Raw genomic sequence first — 16,413 nt, 5'->3', positions numbered from 1 at the left:
GGGAGGATCCCGGGCATCCGCCGCCCGCGGAGAGGACGACATGCGATCACGCTCTCCCGCACGCCGCAGCCGGGTCATCACCGCGCTGGCCGTCGTGGGCGCACTCGTCGGCTCGATGGCCCCGGCGTACGCCGCCGACACCCGAAGCGTCGACGCCAGTGCCGGCGACACCCGCGTCGACGGCGCCGGGCAGCCCCTCTACCTGGACGCGCGTCGGCCGGTGCAGCAGCGGGTCGAGGACCTGCTGCGCCGGATGACCCTGGAGGAGAAGATCGGCCAGATGACCCAGGCGGAACGGGCGGCCGTCGACGCCGACCCGTCGCTGGTGGCGCAGTGGCACCTCGGCTCGGTGCTCTCTGGCGGCGGTTCCGTCCCGACCCCCAACACCCCGGCGGCCTGGGTGGAAATGGTGAACCGCTTTCAGGCGCAGGCTCTGCGGACACGACTGGGGATTCCGATCATCTACGGGGTGGACGCGGTGCACGGGCACGGCAACCTCCGCGGCGCCACCGTCTTCCCGCACAACGTGGGGCTCGGCTCCACCCGGGACCCGGCCCTGGTCGAGCGGGTCGGGCACGCGACCGCGACCGAGGTTCGCGCCACCGGCGTCCCCTGGAACTTCGCGCCCTGCCTCTGCGTCTCCCGGGACGAGCGGTGGGGCCGCAGCTACGAGAGTTTCGGAGAGGATCCGGCGCTGGTGCTGCGGATGGGGACCTCGATCGACGGTCTGCAGGGGCGGAGGGGCCGGCTCGCCGACGACGATCGGGTCCTGGCCACCGCGAAGCACTACGCCGGCGACGGTGACACCGTCTATAACACGGCGATCGCCGAGGCGAACGAGGGCCGGCCCTGGTGGGAGCAGCAGTACCCGATCGACCAGGGCGTGACCGTCACCAGCCGTGCCGACTTCGCCCGGCTCCACCTCGCGCCGTACGTCGACGCCGTGCACCGCCACCACGTCGGCAGCATCATGCCCTCCTTCTCCAGCGTCGACTGGACCGAGGACGGGGTGGGCAACCCGACAAAGCTGCACGCCCACCGCGAGTTGATCAGCGACACGCTCAAGCGCCGGATCGGGTTCGACGGATTCGTCATCTCCGACTGGGAGGGCATCCATCAGATCCCGGATCCGGCCGAGCCGGGCAACGGCGGGCTCACCGGGTACAAGGTGCGCGTCGGGGTCAACGCGGGCACCGACATGTTCATGGAGCCGAACACTGCCGAGCAGTTCCAGGATCTGCTGCTGGCCGAGGTGAGCGCCGGCCGGGTCGGCCAGGCCCGCATCGACGACGCGGTGCGCCGGATCCTGCGCAAGAAATTCGAGCTGGGTCTCTTCGAGCAGCCCTACGCCTCGGCGGAGAATCTCTCCCGGGTGGGGAGCGCGACGCACCGGGAGCTGGGCCGGGAAGCCGTCGCCAAGTCGCAGGTGCTGCTGAAGAACAGCGGCAACCTGCTGCCGCTGCGCCGCGACGGCGCGTTCTACGTCGCCGGGCGCAACGCCGACGACATGGGCAACCAGGCCGGCGGCTGGACCATCGACTGGCAGGGGGTCTCGGGCGCCGACGCCGTTGCCGGAACCTCGGTGCTGGAGGGAATCCGGCAGGTGGCGCCCCGGGCCCGGGTCACCTACAGCGCCGACGCCTCGGCCCCGACCGCCGGCGCCGACGTCGGCATCGTGGTGGTGGGGGAGACCCCGTACGCGGAGGGCTACGGCGATGTCGGCGGCCCGGAGTGCGGTTGGTGCACGGTGCCGCAGCAGGAGGAGAAGTCGCTGACGTTGCAGGCGGCGGACCGGGCCGTGGTCGACAGAGTCTGCTCCGCCATCGCGAGGTGCGTCGTGCTGGTGGTCTCCGGCCGGCCGCAGGTGCTCGGCGACCAGCTGGCCGACATCGACGCGCTGGTCGCCTCCTGGCTGCCCGGCAGCGAGGGCGCCGGAGTGGCCGACGTGCTCTTCGGCCGCCGTCCTTTCGCCGGCAGGCTGCCGGTGACCTGGCCGAAGAGCGTCGCGCAGGTGCCGATCAACGTGGGTGACAGCGACTACCGGCCGCAGTACCCGTTCGGCTGGGGCCTGCGTACGGACTCCGCGCGCGACCGGCTCCGGGACCAGGTGCGGGACCTGGGGGCCGCGCACCGTGATCCGGCGGTGCGGGCGGCAGTGCGGGACGTGAACGATGCGCTGGCGGCGAGGAACTGGAGCGCCGTCGGGGCGCCTCGGCCCGCGGCGATGCGGGCGCTCGACGCGGCGCTGGCGGACCTGCGGCGGGCCCGCATGCCCGTCGACGGGCTGAGTTCGGCCATCGTCTCGGTGGCGCACGACCAGGCGCAGGCGGCGGTGGTTGGCGGCAGGACCGCGCCGCACGCGATGGCCCGGATCGCCGAGGCCGACCGGGCGGAGCTCGGCGGTGACGCGGCACGGGCGTTCGCGCTGCTGCGCCGGGTGCCGGCCTGAGGCATCGGCTGGGGCGCAGCTCGGGGCGGGCTGGATTGAGTGGCTGTGGCGGTGGGTAGCCCCAGGTCATGACGACGACAAAAGACGCGCTTCTCATCGGTGGTCCCCGCAACGGCACGCTGGCCACCGGTGGCGAGGCGGCCCTGGTGGAGCTGGAGATCGACGGCCTGATCCATCGCTACATCCGCACCACGGAACGGCGCGACCACGATGGAGCGACGATGGCTGTCTACAACTACGACGGAGCGGTGTCGCCGGAGGGCGGCCAGTCGGGAGCGGAGAGCGGTCCCGACCGGGTCGCCTCACCCGCGGCATCCGGTACGGCCGACACGTCGGACGAGCCGGCCGGATCGTGAGGGTGGCGCGGGAGGGAAGTCAGAGGGCTTTCCTCCCGCGTCCGCGCTACTCGGCAGCAGGTCGCGGTCGACCTCACCGCCTGGGTGGCCCGGCACGAGCCGGATCCGTACCTGAAGCAGGCGTACGAGTTCGGGGTGCTGGAGGATTCGGCCACCTGTACCGCTACGCCAACCTCCACGAGATGCTCAAGACACTCGTCGAGGGCGGGGTGCAAGGCCGAGGGCTTCGATGCGGGCGTTCTTCTCCTGCGCGAGGCGGTGATGAGGCATGCTCGTCATGAGGAGCGGTACGAGTTTCCGCTGCTGCGCCAGCACATTGCGGTGAAGCGGCTGCGCAACCTCGCCGCGGCAGATGCACGCCCAGCGGTACATCCCGATGCTGCTGGAGCGCCTCGCCGCCGGTGAGATCGATCCCGGCTATCTCGCCACTCATCCGATGTCGTTGCGTGACGGCGCGCGCGGTTACGAGTTGTTCGAGAAGAAGCAGGACGGCTGTCTGCGTTCGGTGCTGCATCCGGCGGCGTGAGGGTCCTCGCCGCCGCGGCGACCGACGGCGTCAGCCGTACGGAGGTTGCTTCGGCTCGAAGTTGTCAGGAAACAAGCTTTTCACCGTCTTGAATGGAGGTTGGGAATGGCGAACAGGTCCCCGTCCGGTGGCACCGCCACGAACAGGAACACCGGCAAGCACCCGGTCCGCACGGCGGCCCAGGTGGTCGGTGCGGTTTTCGTGCTTGTCGGAGTGCTCGGATTCATCCCGGGCATCACCACCAACTACGACACCATGCAGTTCGCCGGACACGAGTCCGACGCGAAGCTGCTCGGCCTGTTCCAGGTGTCGATCCTGCACAACCTGGTGCACCTGGCATTCGGTGTCGCCGGTCTCGCCCTGGCCCGGACGATCTCCGGCGCGCGGGCGTATCTGATCGGCGGCGGCGCCATCTATCTGGTGCTCTGGCTCTACGGGCTGGTGATCGGCCACGACAGCGCCGCTAACTTCATTCCGCTCAACGGTGCGGACAACTGGCTGCACTTCTTCCTCGGCCTCGGCATGATCGGCCTCGGGATCGCGCTGACCCGTCGCCTCGCCGACCGGCGCTGACCGCGCCGTCCGGGACGAGGTGGGCGGGCTTCTGCCGCCGCCCGCAACCACGAAAAGCAGAGCCGCCGGGTGCGTGTAAGCGCACCCGGCGGCTCTGCCGCGTTGTTCAGTTGCCGGGCGTCCCGGCGGGTGCCGGGCGCCGGATCACTTGGTGACGATCGCCTGGTAGGCGGACTCGATGCGCTCGCCGACGCTCTGGTCGACGTTCTTCCAGTACTGGAAGGCGCGCGAGAGCACCGGCTCGACGACCCCGCCGGCGAGGGCACCGGCGACGGTCTGGACCAGACGCTCACGTGCGGCGTCGTCGAAGACCTCGCGCACCAGGGCGCCGGCCTGCGAGAAGTCGTCGTCGGCGGCGTGCAGCGTGTACGCGCTGCGCACCATCTCGCCGTCGGCCTCCCAGCTCTCCTCCACCGGGCCGGTCTCGTCGGAGTAACCGCGCCCGTACGAGTTGGGGGCGTAGACCGGGGCCGAGCCGGAGTGCTCGAAGGCCATGTTGCCGTCGAAGGTGTAGGAGTTGGCGCCGGCGACCTTCGGCTTGTTCACCGGCAGCTGGATGTAGTTGGTGCCGATGCGGGCGCGCTGGGCGTCGGCGTAGGCGAAGACCCGGCCGAGCAGCATCTTGTCCGGCGAGAAGCCGGTGCCGGGGACCTGGTTCGACGGGGCGAACGCGGCCTGCTCGATCTGGGCGAAGAAGTTCTCCGGGTTGCGGTTCAGGGTCATCCTGCCGACCTTGATCAGCGGGTAGTCCGCGTGCGGCCAGACCTTGGTCAGGTCGAACGGGTTGAACCGGTAGTCCTTCGCGTCGGCGTAGGGCATGACCTGCACGTGCAGCGTCCAGCTGGGGTGCTCGCCGCGCTCGATGGCGTCGAAGAGGTCCCGGCGGTGGTAGTCGGCGTCGACGCCGGCGAGGCGCTCGGCCTCGTCGCCCGGCATGTTCACCACGCCCTGGTCGGTCTTGAAGTGGTACTTCACCCAGAACTTCTCGCCCTCGGCGTTGATCCACATGTAGGTGTGCGAGCCGTAGCCGTTCATGTGCCGCCAGCTCAGCGGCAGGCCGCGGTCACCCATCAGGTAGGTGACCTGGTGGGCGGACTCGGGGTTGAGGGTCCAGAAGTCCCACTGCATGTTGGCGTCGCGCAGGCCGGAGGCGGGCAGGCGCTTCTGCGAGCGGATGAAGTGCGGGAACTTCATCGGGTCGCGCAGGAAGAAGACCGGGGTGTTGTTGCCGACGATGTCGAGGTTGCCCTCGGAGGTGTAGAACTTCAGCGAGAAGCCGCGCACGTCGCGCCAGGTGTCGGGGGAGCCCTGCTCGCCCGCCACGGTGGAGAAGCGCGCCAGCATCTCGGTCTTGACGCCCGGCTGGAACACCGCGGCCTTGGTGTAGCGCGAGACGTCCTCGGTGGTCTCGAAGACACCGAAGGCGCCCGACCCCTTGGCGTGCGGGTTGCGCTCCGGTACCCGCTCGCGGTTGAAGTGCGCGAGGGTCTCCACGAGCCGTACGTCGTGCAGCAGCAGCGGGCCGTTGCTGCCCAGGCTCAGCGAGTTGCGGTCGCTGACGGCGGGGGCGCCGTTCTCCTGGGTGCTCGGGGCGGGGCGTGGCCCGTTGGTCTCGGTCACTTCGATCTCCTTCATGAAACAGGGGTGGGCAGGCACGAGGGGCAGTGGCCCCAGTAGATGACCTCGGCCTCGTCGACGACGAAGCCGAGACCGTCGGGGGTGCGCAGGCACGGTGCTTCACCGACCGCGCAGGGCACGTCGAAGAGTTCGCCGCAGTCCCGGCACACCAGGTGGTGGTGGTTGTCGCCGGTGGCGATCTCGTAGCGGGCCGGGGAGCCGGCCGGTTCGACGCGCCGCAGGAGGCCGGCGGCGGTCAGCGCGTGCAGCACGTTGTAGACGGCCTGGGTCGAGACGGATCCCACGCGGCCGAGCACGCCGGCGCGGACGCTGTCGGCGTCGGCGTGCGGTGCGGTCGCCAACTCGGCGAGCACCGCCAGCCGGGGCTCGGTCACCCGTAGCCCGGCCCGGCGAAGCATGTCGACGAGGTGTGGATCGCTCATGTGACCAGGGTAAACCTGTTTTCTGGAATTGTTCCAGTAAGGGTTCTCACACCCCTGCACGGGAACCGGAAGCGAATGGGAATCGCCCCCGGGGCCGTCGGCGTATCGTCTCCGAGCAACACGCGGCCTGATCGACGACGTGTCCGCCGAAGGCGAGTTTGACATTTGATATCGTGGCGATATGTCCCTGCCGCTCAGCCCCCGGCCGCAGCTGTCCGAGGAGGTCGCCACCCACATCCGTGATCTGATCATGGCTGGTGAGTTGCGACCCGGTGAACGGCTGCGGCTGGAGGAGCTGGCGGCCCAGCTCGGTGTCAGCATCACACCGGTACGCGAGGCGCTGCTGACCCTGCGCGGCGAGGACATGGTGGAACTGCAGCCGCGCCGCGGCTATCTGGTGGCGCCGATGTCCCGGCAGGACATCGAGGACGTCTTCGCCCTCCAGGCCAACCTGGCGGGCGAACTCGCCGCCCGGGCGTCCCGGCGGGTCGATACCGAGCAGTTGGCCGAGCTGCGCCGGCTGCAGGAAGGGTTGCGCGAGGTCGTCGGCGACGTGCGCCTGCCCGAACTCGAACAGCTGGAGTTCGCCTTCCACCGCCTGATCAACCGGATCACCGAATCGCGCAAGCTCGCCCGGTTCCTGCACGCCGCCACCCGCTACACGCCGCACCGGTTCTACGCCGCCGACCCGGCCTGGCGGGCCAACATGCTCTCCGATCACGACGCGCTGCTCACAGCCCTGACCGCCCGCGACCCGGAGGCGGCGCGGGCGGCGATGGCCCGCCACTTCACCGACGGCGCCGAGCGGCTGATCAAGCATCTCGACGACGTCGGCCTGTGGGGCAACGGCGCCGTCCCGTGAGGGCGGCGCGGTCACCCGGATCAGCGACCGCGACCGTGCCGTAGCCGGAAGAGCTTCAGTGCGGTCGCGACCGCCCTCGGCGCGGGATCGAAGCGCATGATGTCCAGCGCCGCCCGGTGGCGTTGCCAGGTCACGGCCTTGGCGCGGCTGAACTCGCGCAGGCCGTCCGCCCCGTGGATGCGCCCGAACCCGGAGTCGCCGACTCCGCCGAAGGGGAGTGCGGGGATGGCGGCGAAGCCGAGCACCGAGTTCACCGAGGTGGCCCCGGTGCGCAGCCGCCGGGCGAGGGCGAGTCCGTGCTGCTTGTCGCGGGTGAAGATCGCCGCCGCCAGTCCGTAACGTGACTCGTTCGCCCGCTGGACCGCCTCGTCGACATCGCGGACCTTGTTGACGACCAGGACCGGGCCGAAGGTCTCCTCGCGCATCGCGGCGCTCTCCTCGGGGACCCCGGTGAGCACGATGGGGTCCACGAAGGGCGGCCGGATGGAGTCGGGCCCACCGACCGCGGCCACCGCGCCGTCGGCCAGCGCCTCGGTCACATGCCGGCGTACCACCTCGACCTGGCCGGGCATTGTCATCGGCCCGTAGGCCGCCGCGTCGTCGGCGCCTGACCGGATCGCCGCCGTCTTCTCCTTGACCGCGTCGAGAAACCGGTCGTACACCTCGGTGACGGCGTAGACCCGCTCCACGCCCGCGCAGGTCTGGCCGGCGTTGCCCAGCGCGCCGAAGACCGCGGCGCCGGCCGCCGCCTCGATGTCCGCGTCGGCGGCCACGATCAGCGCGTCCTTGCCGCCGCCCTCGATGACCAGTGGGGTCAGCCGTTCCGCGCAGGCGGCCATCACCTTGCGGGCGGTCGCCGCCGAGCCGGTGAAGGCGATCTTGTCCACCTCGGAGCGGGTCAGCGCGGCACCGGTCGCGCCGTCGCCGATCACCACCTGCAGGACCGGTTCCGGGCAGGCCCGGGACCAGGCTTCGGCGAGCCAGCGGGCGACGCCGGGGGTGTACTCGCTCGGCTTGAACACGACCGCGTTGCCGGCGGCGAGGGCGTAGGAGATCGAGCCAAGCGGGGTGTAGACGGGGTAGTTCCACGGGCCGATGACGCCGATGACGCCGAGCGGAACGTACTCCAGCAGGCCGAGGTGGTTCATGGCGAGCACGCCCGAGGAGACCTTGCGACGGCGCAGCACCCGCGGCGCCCGGCGGGCGGCCCAGTCGAGGTGCTCCACGGCGAGCATGATCTCGAACAGCGCGCCGCCGGTGGGCTTGCCGGTCTCCGCCCGGACCACGGCGGCGAGCTCCATGCTGCCGTTGACCAGCTCCCGCTTCCAGCGCAGCAGGGCCGATCTGCGCTGCCGGGGGTCCTGGCCGGCCCACCAGGAGGCGGCCTGCCGGGCTCGGGCCACGGTTTCGTGTACCGCGGCCTCGTCGGTGATCGGGTGCTCGCCGACGACCTCGCCGGTTGCCGGGTTGCGGGTGGTGAGTATGGCCGCGCTCGCTTCGGTCGACATCGGCGTCTCCGCGCTCTCGTGGAAGTATCTGACATTTGATATCGTACGGCCACTGCCACTCTCCGTGAAGGGTGTGAACCTTGGACCTCACCGAAGAACAGCGGGCGTTCGTCTCCGCCATCGAGACCTTCTGCGGGCGGGAGTGCGGGACCCGCGAGCAGCGTGACGCGCTGACCGGCAGGGGCGCCGAGTCGCACAACGACGCGCTCTACCGGAAGATGGCGGACCTGGGCTGGCTGGGCGTCCATGTGGACCCCGAATACGGCGGAGCCGGCGGCAGCATGGTGGACCTCATGCTCTTCCTCGAGCACACCGCCCGGGGGATGGCGCCGATCGGCGGTTTCGCCACCACCATGATCGCCGCCGCCGCGTACGCCAGGTTCGGCACCCCGCAGCAGAAGGCGACCATCCTCGGTGGCGTCGTCAACGGCGCGGTGGAGTCGATCGCCATGTCCGAGCCGGAGGCCGGATCCGATGTCGCGAGCCTGTCGTGCCGGGCCACCAGGGTGGACGGCGGTTACGTCATCAACGGGCAGAAGACCTGGTGCTCCAACGCCCACATCGCCGACCACATCCTCCTGGTCGCCCGGACCGGGGCGGCTCCCGGCGGCCACCAGGGCATGACGATGTTCATGGTTCCCACCGACGCGCCGGGCCTGGAGATCCGGGGTATCGAGACCATGGGCGGGCGCGAGGTCAACGACCTCTTCTTCACCGACTGCCTGCTGCCCGAATCCGCCGTCGTCGGCGAGGTCGACAACGGCTGGCGGCAGCTGATGGCCGGGCTCAACCTGGAGCGGCTCATGCTCGGTGGCCTCATGCTCGGCTCCGCACAGCGCGCCTTCGACGACACCCTCGGCTATGTCACGCAGCGCAAACAGTTCGGCAAGCCGGTCGGCTCGTTCCAGGTGCTGCGGCACCGCATCGCCGACCTCGCCACCGAGATCGAATGCAGCCGGCTGCTCGTCTACGACGTGGCGGCCAAGGTGGACGCCGACCCGCAGCGAATGCTGCCGCGCGAGGCCTCGATGGTCAAGCTCAAGGTCACCGAAACGGCGAAGCGGATGGCGCTGGAGGGCATGCAGATGATGGGTGGGTACGGCTACGCCCGTGAGTTCGACATGGAAATGCACGTACGGCGTACGGTCGTGTCGACCATCTACGGCGGCACCAACGAGATCCAGCGCGACATCATCGGCAAGACCTATGGGCTATGACGGCGCCGTGAGCAGGTCGAGGGCGAGCGAGGCGATCATGCGGTCGGCGCCGGCACGGTTGTCGTAGCGGACCGCGCGGGCGAGATCGGCGATGAGGTTGAGCGCACCGTGTGCCAGGATCCGGCAGTCGCCGCTGCTGAGTTCCGGCCGTTCCAGGCCGAGCACCCGGACCCACTCCTCGACGTGCGCGCGCTGGGCCCGCCGTAGTTCGTGCCGGTCGGCCTCGGGCAGGTTGGTGTTCTCCGCGTGATAGACGGCGACCAGATCGCTCTGCCCGAAGACCATGCCCGCATAGGAGTCCACCAGCCGGCTGAGGGCGTCGGCGGGGCTGCTCGCGGCCGCGAGCGCCTCCGCGGTCGTGGCTGCGACCCGGTCGGCCGCCCGGTAGTAGACGGCGGCGAGCAGTTCGCCCTTGCCGGCGAAATGCCGGTACAGGCTGGACGCCCGGGTGCCCGACGCCGTCGCGATGTCGTCCATCGTGACCGCGTGGTAGCCGTGCAGGTGGAACAGGCGTACCGCCTCCGCCATGATCGTTTCCCGGCGGGGGCGCAGACCGGCGTCAGGCGTCGGCGTGGGCTGCTGCGCCGGCGCGGTGGCGGGGGTGGGTTCGGCGCGCAGCAGCCGCCAGCCGCCGGCGCGCAGCAGTTCCTGCCCGCGCGCCGGCGCGATCGCGGCGCGGTGCGTGGAGAGGCTGCCGACGAGGCTCAGCACCGCTCGGGCGAGCAGGCGTGCCTGAGCCGGTTCCACCTCGGGTCGCAGCATGGTGAGCGGATCGGCGAGGCGTTCGACGACGGTCCGGCTGTCGCTGCGCAGCCGCGCCTTGTCCTCCGCCTCGAGGTAGCGCCCCTCCCACTGGTAGAGCCCGCCGACGCGGCGTCGCTGCACGCCAAGACGGGCCAGTTCGGTGAGGAGGGCGTCGAGGCGCTCGTACGGTTCCTCGATTCCCGCAGGCAGTTCGGTGGCGGCCATTACGGCGTCGGAGAGCGCAAGGGTGGTGTGGCGCAGCATGGCGTACTTGTTGGGGAAGTGGTTGTAGATCGCCGGCCCGGAGATGCCGACCACGGCGGCGATGTCGTCGATGCCGACCCTGTGGTAGCCGCGTTCGCAGAACAACTCCGCAGCCGCCAGCGCGATCCGCGCCTTTCGATCCTTCGGCCGCTTCGCCGCGGAGCCGGTGTCAACGGCTGATCCTGCGCTCACACCCGTTCCTTTCGCCGCCGATGTGGTAGCCCATCTTGACACGCGCCGGACCCGCCCTGGAAAGTTAACGAAAATTCGCATGGAGGTGACGACATGCCAGCCGATGAGGCGTACGTGTTCGACGCGATCCGCACCCCCCGCGGAAGGGGAAAGTCCAGCGGCGCGCTGCACGAGGTCAAGCCGGTCTCGCTCGTCGCGGGGCTGCTCGACGAGGTCCGCCGGCGCCATCGCGGGCTCGACCCGGCCATGGTGGAGGACATCGTGCTCGGCGTGGTGTCACCGGTGGGGGAGCAGGGCGCCGACATCGCCAAGACCGCGGCACTGGTCGCCGGCTACCCCGACACCGTCGCCGGGGTCCAGCTCAACCGCTTCTGCGCCTCGGGCCTGGAAGCGGTCAACATCGCCGCGCAGAAGGTCCGCTCCGGCTGGGAGGACCTGCTCCTCGCCGGCGGCGTCGAATCGATGTCGCGGGTCAAGATGGGCTCCGACCGTGGCGCCTGGGCGATGGACCCGGAGACCAACTACGACACCGGTTTCGTGCCCCAGGGCATCGGCGCCGACCTGATCGCCACCATCGAGGGCTTCAGCCGTGCCGACGTCGACCGGTACGCCGCGCTCTCCCAGGAGCGCGCCGCCAAGGCCTGGGCCAACGGCTACTTCGCCCGGTCGGTGGTCCCGGTGCGCGACCGCAACGGCCTCGCGGTGCTCGAACGCGACGAGCACATCCGCCCCGGCACCACCGTCGAGACACTCGCCGGACTGCCCGCCTCCTTCGCCGAGATCGGCGAGCGCGGCGGCTTCGACGCCGTCGCATTACAGCGCTACCACTGGGTGGAGCGCATCGACCACGTCCACACCGCCGGCAACTCGTCGGGCATCGTCGACGGTGCGGCGCTGATGCTGATCGGCAACGAGCGCGCCGGCGCGGCCGCCGGTCTCACGCCGCGGGGCCGCATCGTCGCCACCGCGCTGAGCGGGTCGGACCCGACCATCATGCTCACCGGCCCTGCCCCGGCCTCACGCAAGGCGCTGGCCAAGGCCGGGCTCTCCATCGACGACATCGACCTCGTCGAGATGAACGAGGCATTCGCCGCCGCGGTGCTGCGCTACGTCAAGGACATGGGTCTGTCGCTGGACCGGGTGAACGTCAACGGCGGCGCCATCGCCATGGGGCACCCACTCGGCGCGACCGGCGCGATGATCCTCGGTTCGCTCCTGGACGAGCTGGAGCGCCGGCAGCTGCGGTACGGCCTGGCGACGCTCTGCGTCGGCGGGGGCATGGGCATCGCGACCATCATCGAGCGGCTGTGAGGGGCGGAAGATGACCGACCGGAACATGATGCGCTGGGAGCGCGACGCCGAGGGCGTCGTCACCGTCACCATGGACGACCCCACGCGCAGCGTCAACATCATGAACGCGCTCTTCTCCGAGAGCCTGGAGGCGACCGTCGGTCGTCTGGTGGCCGAGCGGGACGACATCACCGGTGTCATCCTCACCTCCGCCAAGCGGACCTTCTTCGCCGGCGGTGACCTGGAGCTGCTGCGCCAGGCCACCCCGGAGACATCCGAGGAGGTGTTCGCCCGGATCCAACGGACCAAGGGACTGCTGCGCCGCCTGGAGACCTTCGGGGTCCCCGTGGTCGCCGCCATCAACGGTTCGGCGCTCGGCGGAGGACTGGAGATCGCCCTCGCCTGCCACCGGCGCATCGTCGCCGACGACCCGCGTACCGAGATCGGCCTGCCGGAGGTCACCCTCGGGCTGCTGCCCGGCGGCGGCGGAATCGTGCGCACCGTACGGATGCTCGGCCTCGCCACGGCGCTGACCCAGGTGCTGCTCAAGGGGCAGCGGCACCGGCCCGAAGCCGCGCAGAAGCTCGGCCTGGTGCACGAGGTGGTGCCGCCCGGCAGGCTGCTGGAGGCGGCCCGGGAGTGGATCCTCAGCGGCCCCGAGCCGGGCCAGCCCTGGGACGCAAAGGGCTACCGCGTCCCGGGCGGGACACCGGACCAGCCGCAGCTGGCCGGGCTGCTCCCGTCCTTTCCGGCACACCTGCGCAGGGAACTCAAGGGCGCGCCCTACCCGGCGCCCCGGGCCGTGCTCGCCGCCGCGGTCGAGAGCCTGCAGGTGGACGTGGACACGGCGCTGACCATCGAGAGCCGCTACCTGGTGAATCTGATGACCGGCCAGGTCGCCAAGAACATGATCAAGGCGTTCTTCTTCGACATGCAGGAGGTCAACAACCGGCCCCGGCCGCAGGCGCACATCCCACGCCGAATCGACCGCGTCGGGGTGCTCGGCGCGGGCATGATGGGCGCCGCCATCGCGTACGTCTGCGCCAAGGCCGGTCTCGACGTGGTCCTCAAGGACGTCACCGCCGAGGGGGCCGAACGGGGCAAGGACTACTCGCGGCGGCTGCTCGACAAGGCGGTCTCCCGCGGCCGGTCCACGCCGGAGAAGGCGGCCGCCCTGCTGGAGCGCATCCACCCCACCGCCAACCCGCAGGACCTGGCCGGGGCCGACGTGGTGATCGAGGCGGTCTTCGAGGATGTCGGGCTCAAGCACAAGGTCTTCGGCGAGATCGAGGCGATCGTCGCCCCCGACGCGCTGCTGGCCTCGAACACCTCGACCCTGCCCATCAGCCTGCTCTCCAACGGGGTGAAGCGCCCGGAGGACTTCATCGGGCTGCACTTCTTCTCGCCGGTGGACAGGATGCCGCTGGTGGAGATCATCAAGGGGGAGCGGACCAGCGACGAGACGGCTGCGCGCGCCCTGGACCTGGTCGCCCGCATCCGCATGACCCCCATCGTGGTCAACGACAGCCGGGGCTTCTTCACCAGCCGGGTGATCGGCACCTTCACCAACGAGGGCGTCGCCATGCTCGGCGAGGGGATCCCCGCCGCCTCCATCGAACAGGCCAGCGCCCAGGCCGGATACCCGGCGCCGGTGCTGTCGCTGATGGACGAGCTGACCCTCACTCTGCCCCGCAGGATCCGGCAGGAGACCGCCGCGGCGGTCCGCGCCGCCGGGGGCACCTGGACGCCACACCCGTCCGACCAGGTGATCGACCGGATGATCGACGAGTTCGGCCGCCCCGGCCGCTCCTCCGGCGCGGGTTTCTACGACTACGACGACTCCGGCAGACGCGCCGGGCTCTGGCCCGGTCTCGCCGGGCACTTCGGCGCCGGCACCACGATCCCGTTCGCCGACATCAAGGAACGGATGCTCTTCGTGGAGGCGCTGGAGTCGGTCAAGTGCCTCCAGGAGGGGGTGCTCACCTCGGTCGCCGACGCCAACGTCGGCTCCATCCTGGGCATCGGCTTCCCCGGCTGGACCGGTGGTGTGCTGCAGTACATCAACCAGTACGACGGCGGCCTGGACGGCTTCATCGCCCGCGCAGCCGAACTCAGGCAGCGCTACGGCGACCGGTTCACCGCCCCGCGGCTGCTCCTGGAGAAGGCCGGCCGTGGTGAGCAGTTCTGACGGGCCGCTGGCCGGCCTGCGCGTCGTCGAACTCGCCGGGCTCGGGCCGGGGCCCTTCGCCACCATGCTCCTGTCCGACCTCGGCGCCGACGTGGTGCGGGTGGACCGGCCCGGCCCCGGCACCCCGTTCGGCCCGCCGGAGAAGGACCTGCTCAACCGCGGCAAACGTTCGGTCCTGGTGGACCTCAAGCACGCGCACGGCGCCGAGGTGGTGCTGGCGCTGGCGCAGCGGGCCGACATCCTCGTCGAAGGCTGGCGTCCCGGCGTCGCGGAGCGCCTCGGCGTCGGCCCGGAGCCGGCGCTGGCCCGCAACCCCGCCCTGGTCTACGGCCGGATGACCGGGTGGGGACAGCAGGGGCCGCTGGCGCACACGGCCGGACACGACATCGACTACATCGCCCTCGCCGGGGCGCTGCACCCCGTCGGCCCGGCGCAGGGCCCGCCGCAGATTCCGCTCAACCTTGTCGGCGATTTCGGTGGCGGGGCGCTCTATCTGGTGGTGGGTTGCCTGGCCGCGCTGCACGTGGCCCGCGGCACCGGCCGCGGCCAGGTGGTCGACGCGGCGATCGTCGACGGCGCCGCCCACCTGACCACCGGCCTCTCCGGCCTGATGGCAGCCGGGTTGTGGCAGGCGCAGCGGGGCAGCAACCTGCTCGACGGCGGCGCGCCCTTCTACAGCGTCTACGGCACCGCCGACGGTGAGCACATGGCCGTCGGCGCCCTCGAACCCCAGTTCTACGCCGAGCTGCTGCGGCTGCTCGGACTCGACGGCGAGGAGCTGCCCGCCCAGCACGACGTCAGCGGCTGGCCGAAACTGCGGGCCCGTTTCGCGGAGGTCTTCGCCGGCCGTACCCGCGAGGAGTGGGCCCGGCACTTCGAGGGCACCGACGCCTGTGTGGCGCCGGTGCTGTCGCTGGGCGAAGCGCCGCAGCACCCGCATCTGAGCGCGCGCGGAACCTTCACGGACGAGTTCGGTATCCGCCAGCCCGCGCCGGCGCCCCGTTTCTCACAGACCCCCGGCCGGGTCGCCGGGCCGCCGCCGCATCCGGGCGCTCACACCGAATCGGTGCTCAGCGAGTGGGGGCTGGACGCGTACCTGCCCCGATGGCTGGACACCGCCGCCGTCACCCAGAGCCCAGGAGGCAGTTGATGCGCATCTCCACCACCCTCGCTTACGCCGCCGACCCGAGGGAGGCGGTCGAGGCGGTCGCGGCCCTGGAGGAGGCCGGCCTGGACGCGGTCTGGGTGGCCGAGGCGTACGGCTTCGACTCGCCCACCATCATGGGCTACCTTGCGGCCAGGACCAGCCGCGTGCTGATCGGCTCGGCGATCCTGCCGATCTATTCGCGTACCCCGGCGCTGCTGGCGCAGACCGCGGCCGGGCTCGACGCGGTCTCCGGCGGGCGGGCCATCCTCGGCCTGGGCGCCTCCGGACCGCAGGTGATCGAGGGCTGGCACGGCATCGAGTACGACCGTCCACTCGGGCGCACCCGGGAGATCATCGGTATCTGCCGGCAGGCGTGGCGACGGGAGCGGCTGACCAACGACGGCATCTACCAGCTGCCCCTGCCGCCCGGGCGGGGCACCGGGCTCGGTAAGCCCCTGAAGATGCTCACCCGTCCGGTCCGCGACCAGATCCCGATCTACGTGGCCGCGCTCGGCGACAGGAACGTGCGGATGACCGCCGAGCTGGCCGACGGCTGGCTGCCGTTCCTCTTCATCCCCGAGCAGGCTGCCGAGGTGTGGGGACCGGCGCTCGCCGCCGGCGCCGCGAAGCGTTCTGCCGAACTCGGCCCGCTGGAGGTGGTCGCCGGCGGGCCGGTCGCCATCGGAGCGGACGTCACGCACCTGCGGGATCTGGCCCGGCCGCTGATCGCGCTCTACGTCGGCGGCATGGGGGCCAAGGGCCGCAACTTCTACCACGACCTGGTCAGCCGGTACGGCTACGCCGCCGAGGCGGACCGCATCCAGGAGCTGTACCTGGCCGGCCACACCGCCGAGGCCGCCGCCGCGGTGCCGGCCGAGCTGCTGGAGCGGACGAGCCTGATCGGGCCGGAGAGCTACGTGCGCGACCGGGTGCAGGCGTTCCGCGAGGCCGGTGTCACCATGCTCAACGTCACGCCGGTGGGACCCGACCCACGCGGGGCGATCGCCACACTCAAGCAGCTGGTCCAGTGAAGCGGT

Annotated in this window: 14 protein-coding genes; 10 read left to right on the top strand and 4 right to left on the bottom strand. The window is 71.0% G+C overall.

Going from position 1 to position 16,413, the window contains the following annotated elements; all coding sequences use genetic code 11:
• Positions 1-40: 40 nt before the first annotated feature.
• The 4 genes from ACK8GG_RS06640 to ACK8GG_RS06625 all read left to right on the top strand — a co-directional run bounded on the left by ACK8GG_RS06640 (position 41) and on the right by ACK8GG_RS06625 (position 3,904).
• Positions 41-2,449 carry a glycoside hydrolase family 3 protein gene (locus tag ACK8GG_RS06640; protein WP_440355839.1) on the top strand — a complete coding sequence of 803 codons (2,409 nt, stop codon included), beginning with the start codon at positions 41-43 and terminating at the stop codon, positions 2,447-2,449.
• Positions 2,450-2,517: 68 nt separating this feature from the next.
• Positions 2,518-2,805: a hypothetical protein gene (locus ACK8GG_RS06635; RefSeq protein WP_440348833.1), complete on the top strand. Its 288-nt coding sequence runs from the start codon at positions 2,518-2,520 to the stop codon at positions 2,803-2,805.
• Between the two features lie 376 nt (positions 2,806-3,181).
• Positions 3,182-3,331 (top strand): hypothetical protein, encoded by a 150-nt coding sequence (locus tag ACK8GG_RS06630; protein WP_440348832.1) that lies wholly within the window; start codon positions 3,182-3,184, stop codon positions 3,329-3,331.
• Between the two features lie 105 nt (positions 3,332-3,436).
• Complete coding sequence (locus tag ACK8GG_RS06625; RefSeq protein ID WP_440348831.1) at positions 3,437-3,904, top strand: DUF4383 domain-containing protein; 468 nt, start codon at positions 3,437-3,439, stop codon at positions 3,902-3,904.
• A 144-nt stretch (positions 3,905-4,048) separates the two neighbouring features.
• On the opposite strand, the gene ACK8GG_RS06620 is transcribed toward ACK8GG_RS06625, so the two are convergent.
• Positions 4,049-5,524 carry a catalase gene (locus ACK8GG_RS06620; RefSeq protein WP_440348830.1) on the bottom strand — a complete coding sequence of 492 codons (1,476 nt, stop codon included), beginning with the start codon at positions 5,522-5,524 and terminating at the stop codon, positions 4,049-4,051.
• Positions 5,525-5,535: 11 nt separating this feature from the next.
• Entirely contained in the window at positions 5,536-5,964 is a 429-nt protein-coding gene (locus tag ACK8GG_RS06615; protein WP_440348829.1) for a Fur family transcriptional regulator, read from the bottom strand.
• Between the two features lie 181 nt (positions 5,965-6,145).
• Here ACK8GG_RS06615 and ACK8GG_RS06610 point away from each other — a divergent pair, with 181 nt between their 5' ends.
• Positions 6,146-6,826, top strand: a complete 681-nt coding sequence (locus ACK8GG_RS06610; RefSeq protein ID WP_440348828.1) for a GntR family transcriptional regulator — start codon at positions 6,146-6,148, stop codon at positions 6,824-6,826.
• A 20-nt stretch (positions 6,827-6,846) separates the two neighbouring features.
• Here the strand turns inward: ACK8GG_RS06610 and ACK8GG_RS06605 are convergent, their stop codons facing one another.
• Positions 6,847-8,334 (bottom strand): aldehyde dehydrogenase family protein, encoded by a 1,488-nt coding sequence (locus tag ACK8GG_RS06605; protein WP_440348827.1) that lies wholly within the window; start codon positions 8,332-8,334, stop codon positions 6,847-6,849.
• 80 nt (positions 8,335-8,414) lie between these two features.
• Here ACK8GG_RS06605 and ACK8GG_RS06600 point away from each other — a divergent pair, with 80 nt between their 5' ends.
• Positions 8,415-9,551 (top strand): acyl-CoA dehydrogenase family protein, encoded by a 1,137-nt coding sequence (locus ACK8GG_RS06600; protein WP_440352929.1) that lies wholly within the window; start codon positions 8,415-8,417, stop codon positions 9,549-9,551.
• On the opposite strand, the gene ACK8GG_RS06595 is transcribed toward ACK8GG_RS06600, so the two are convergent.
• A complete protein-coding gene (locus tag ACK8GG_RS06595; protein ID WP_440355838.1) occupies positions 9,546-10,751 on the bottom strand; it encodes a TetR/AcrR family transcriptional regulator in 1,206 nt (401 codons plus the stop codon). The genes ACK8GG_RS06600 and ACK8GG_RS06595 overlap by 6 nt on opposite strands.
• 93 nt (positions 10,752-10,844) lie before the next feature.
• Here ACK8GG_RS06595 and ACK8GG_RS06590 point away from each other — a divergent pair, with 93 nt between their 5' ends.
• From ACK8GG_RS06590 to ACK8GG_RS06575, 4 genes are read left to right on the top strand one after another with little or no spacing between them, the layout of a single operon-like run.
• Positions 10,845-12,062, top strand: coding sequence for an acetyl-CoA C-acetyltransferase (locus ACK8GG_RS06590; protein WP_440355837.1), 1,218 nt, complete (start codon positions 10,845-10,847; stop codon positions 12,060-12,062).
• A 10-nt stretch (positions 12,063-12,072) separates the two neighbouring features.
• The gene (locus tag ACK8GG_RS06585; RefSeq protein WP_440355836.1) at positions 12,073-14,229 is read left to right on the top strand and encodes a 3-hydroxyacyl-CoA dehydrogenase NAD-binding domain-containing protein; all 2,157 of its coding nucleotides are present in this window, start codon (positions 12,073-12,075) and stop codon (positions 14,227-14,229) included.
• A complete protein-coding gene (locus ACK8GG_RS06580) occupies positions 14,213-15,379 on the top strand; it encodes a CaiB/BaiF CoA transferase family protein (protein WP_440355835.1) in 1,167 nt (388 codons plus the stop codon). The genes ACK8GG_RS06585 and ACK8GG_RS06580 overlap by 17 nt, the downstream gene beginning before the upstream one ends.
• The gene (locus tag ACK8GG_RS06575; protein WP_440355834.1) at positions 15,379-16,407 is read left to right on the top strand and encodes an LLM class F420-dependent oxidoreductase; all 1,029 of its coding nucleotides are present in this window, start codon (positions 15,379-15,381) and stop codon (positions 16,405-16,407) included. The genes ACK8GG_RS06580 and ACK8GG_RS06575 overlap by 1 nt, the downstream gene beginning before the upstream one ends.
• The last annotated feature ends 6 nt before the right edge of the window (positions 16,408-16,413 follow it).

It is taken from the genome of Melissospora conviva (assembly GCF_049523535.1).
Classification (GTDB): Bacteria; Actinomycetota; Actinomycetes; order Mycobacteriales; family Micromonosporaceae; genus Melissospora; species Melissospora conviva.
The sequence above is the reverse complement of the archived record's forward strand: the minus strand, read 5'-3'. Positions and strand labels throughout refer to the sequence as shown.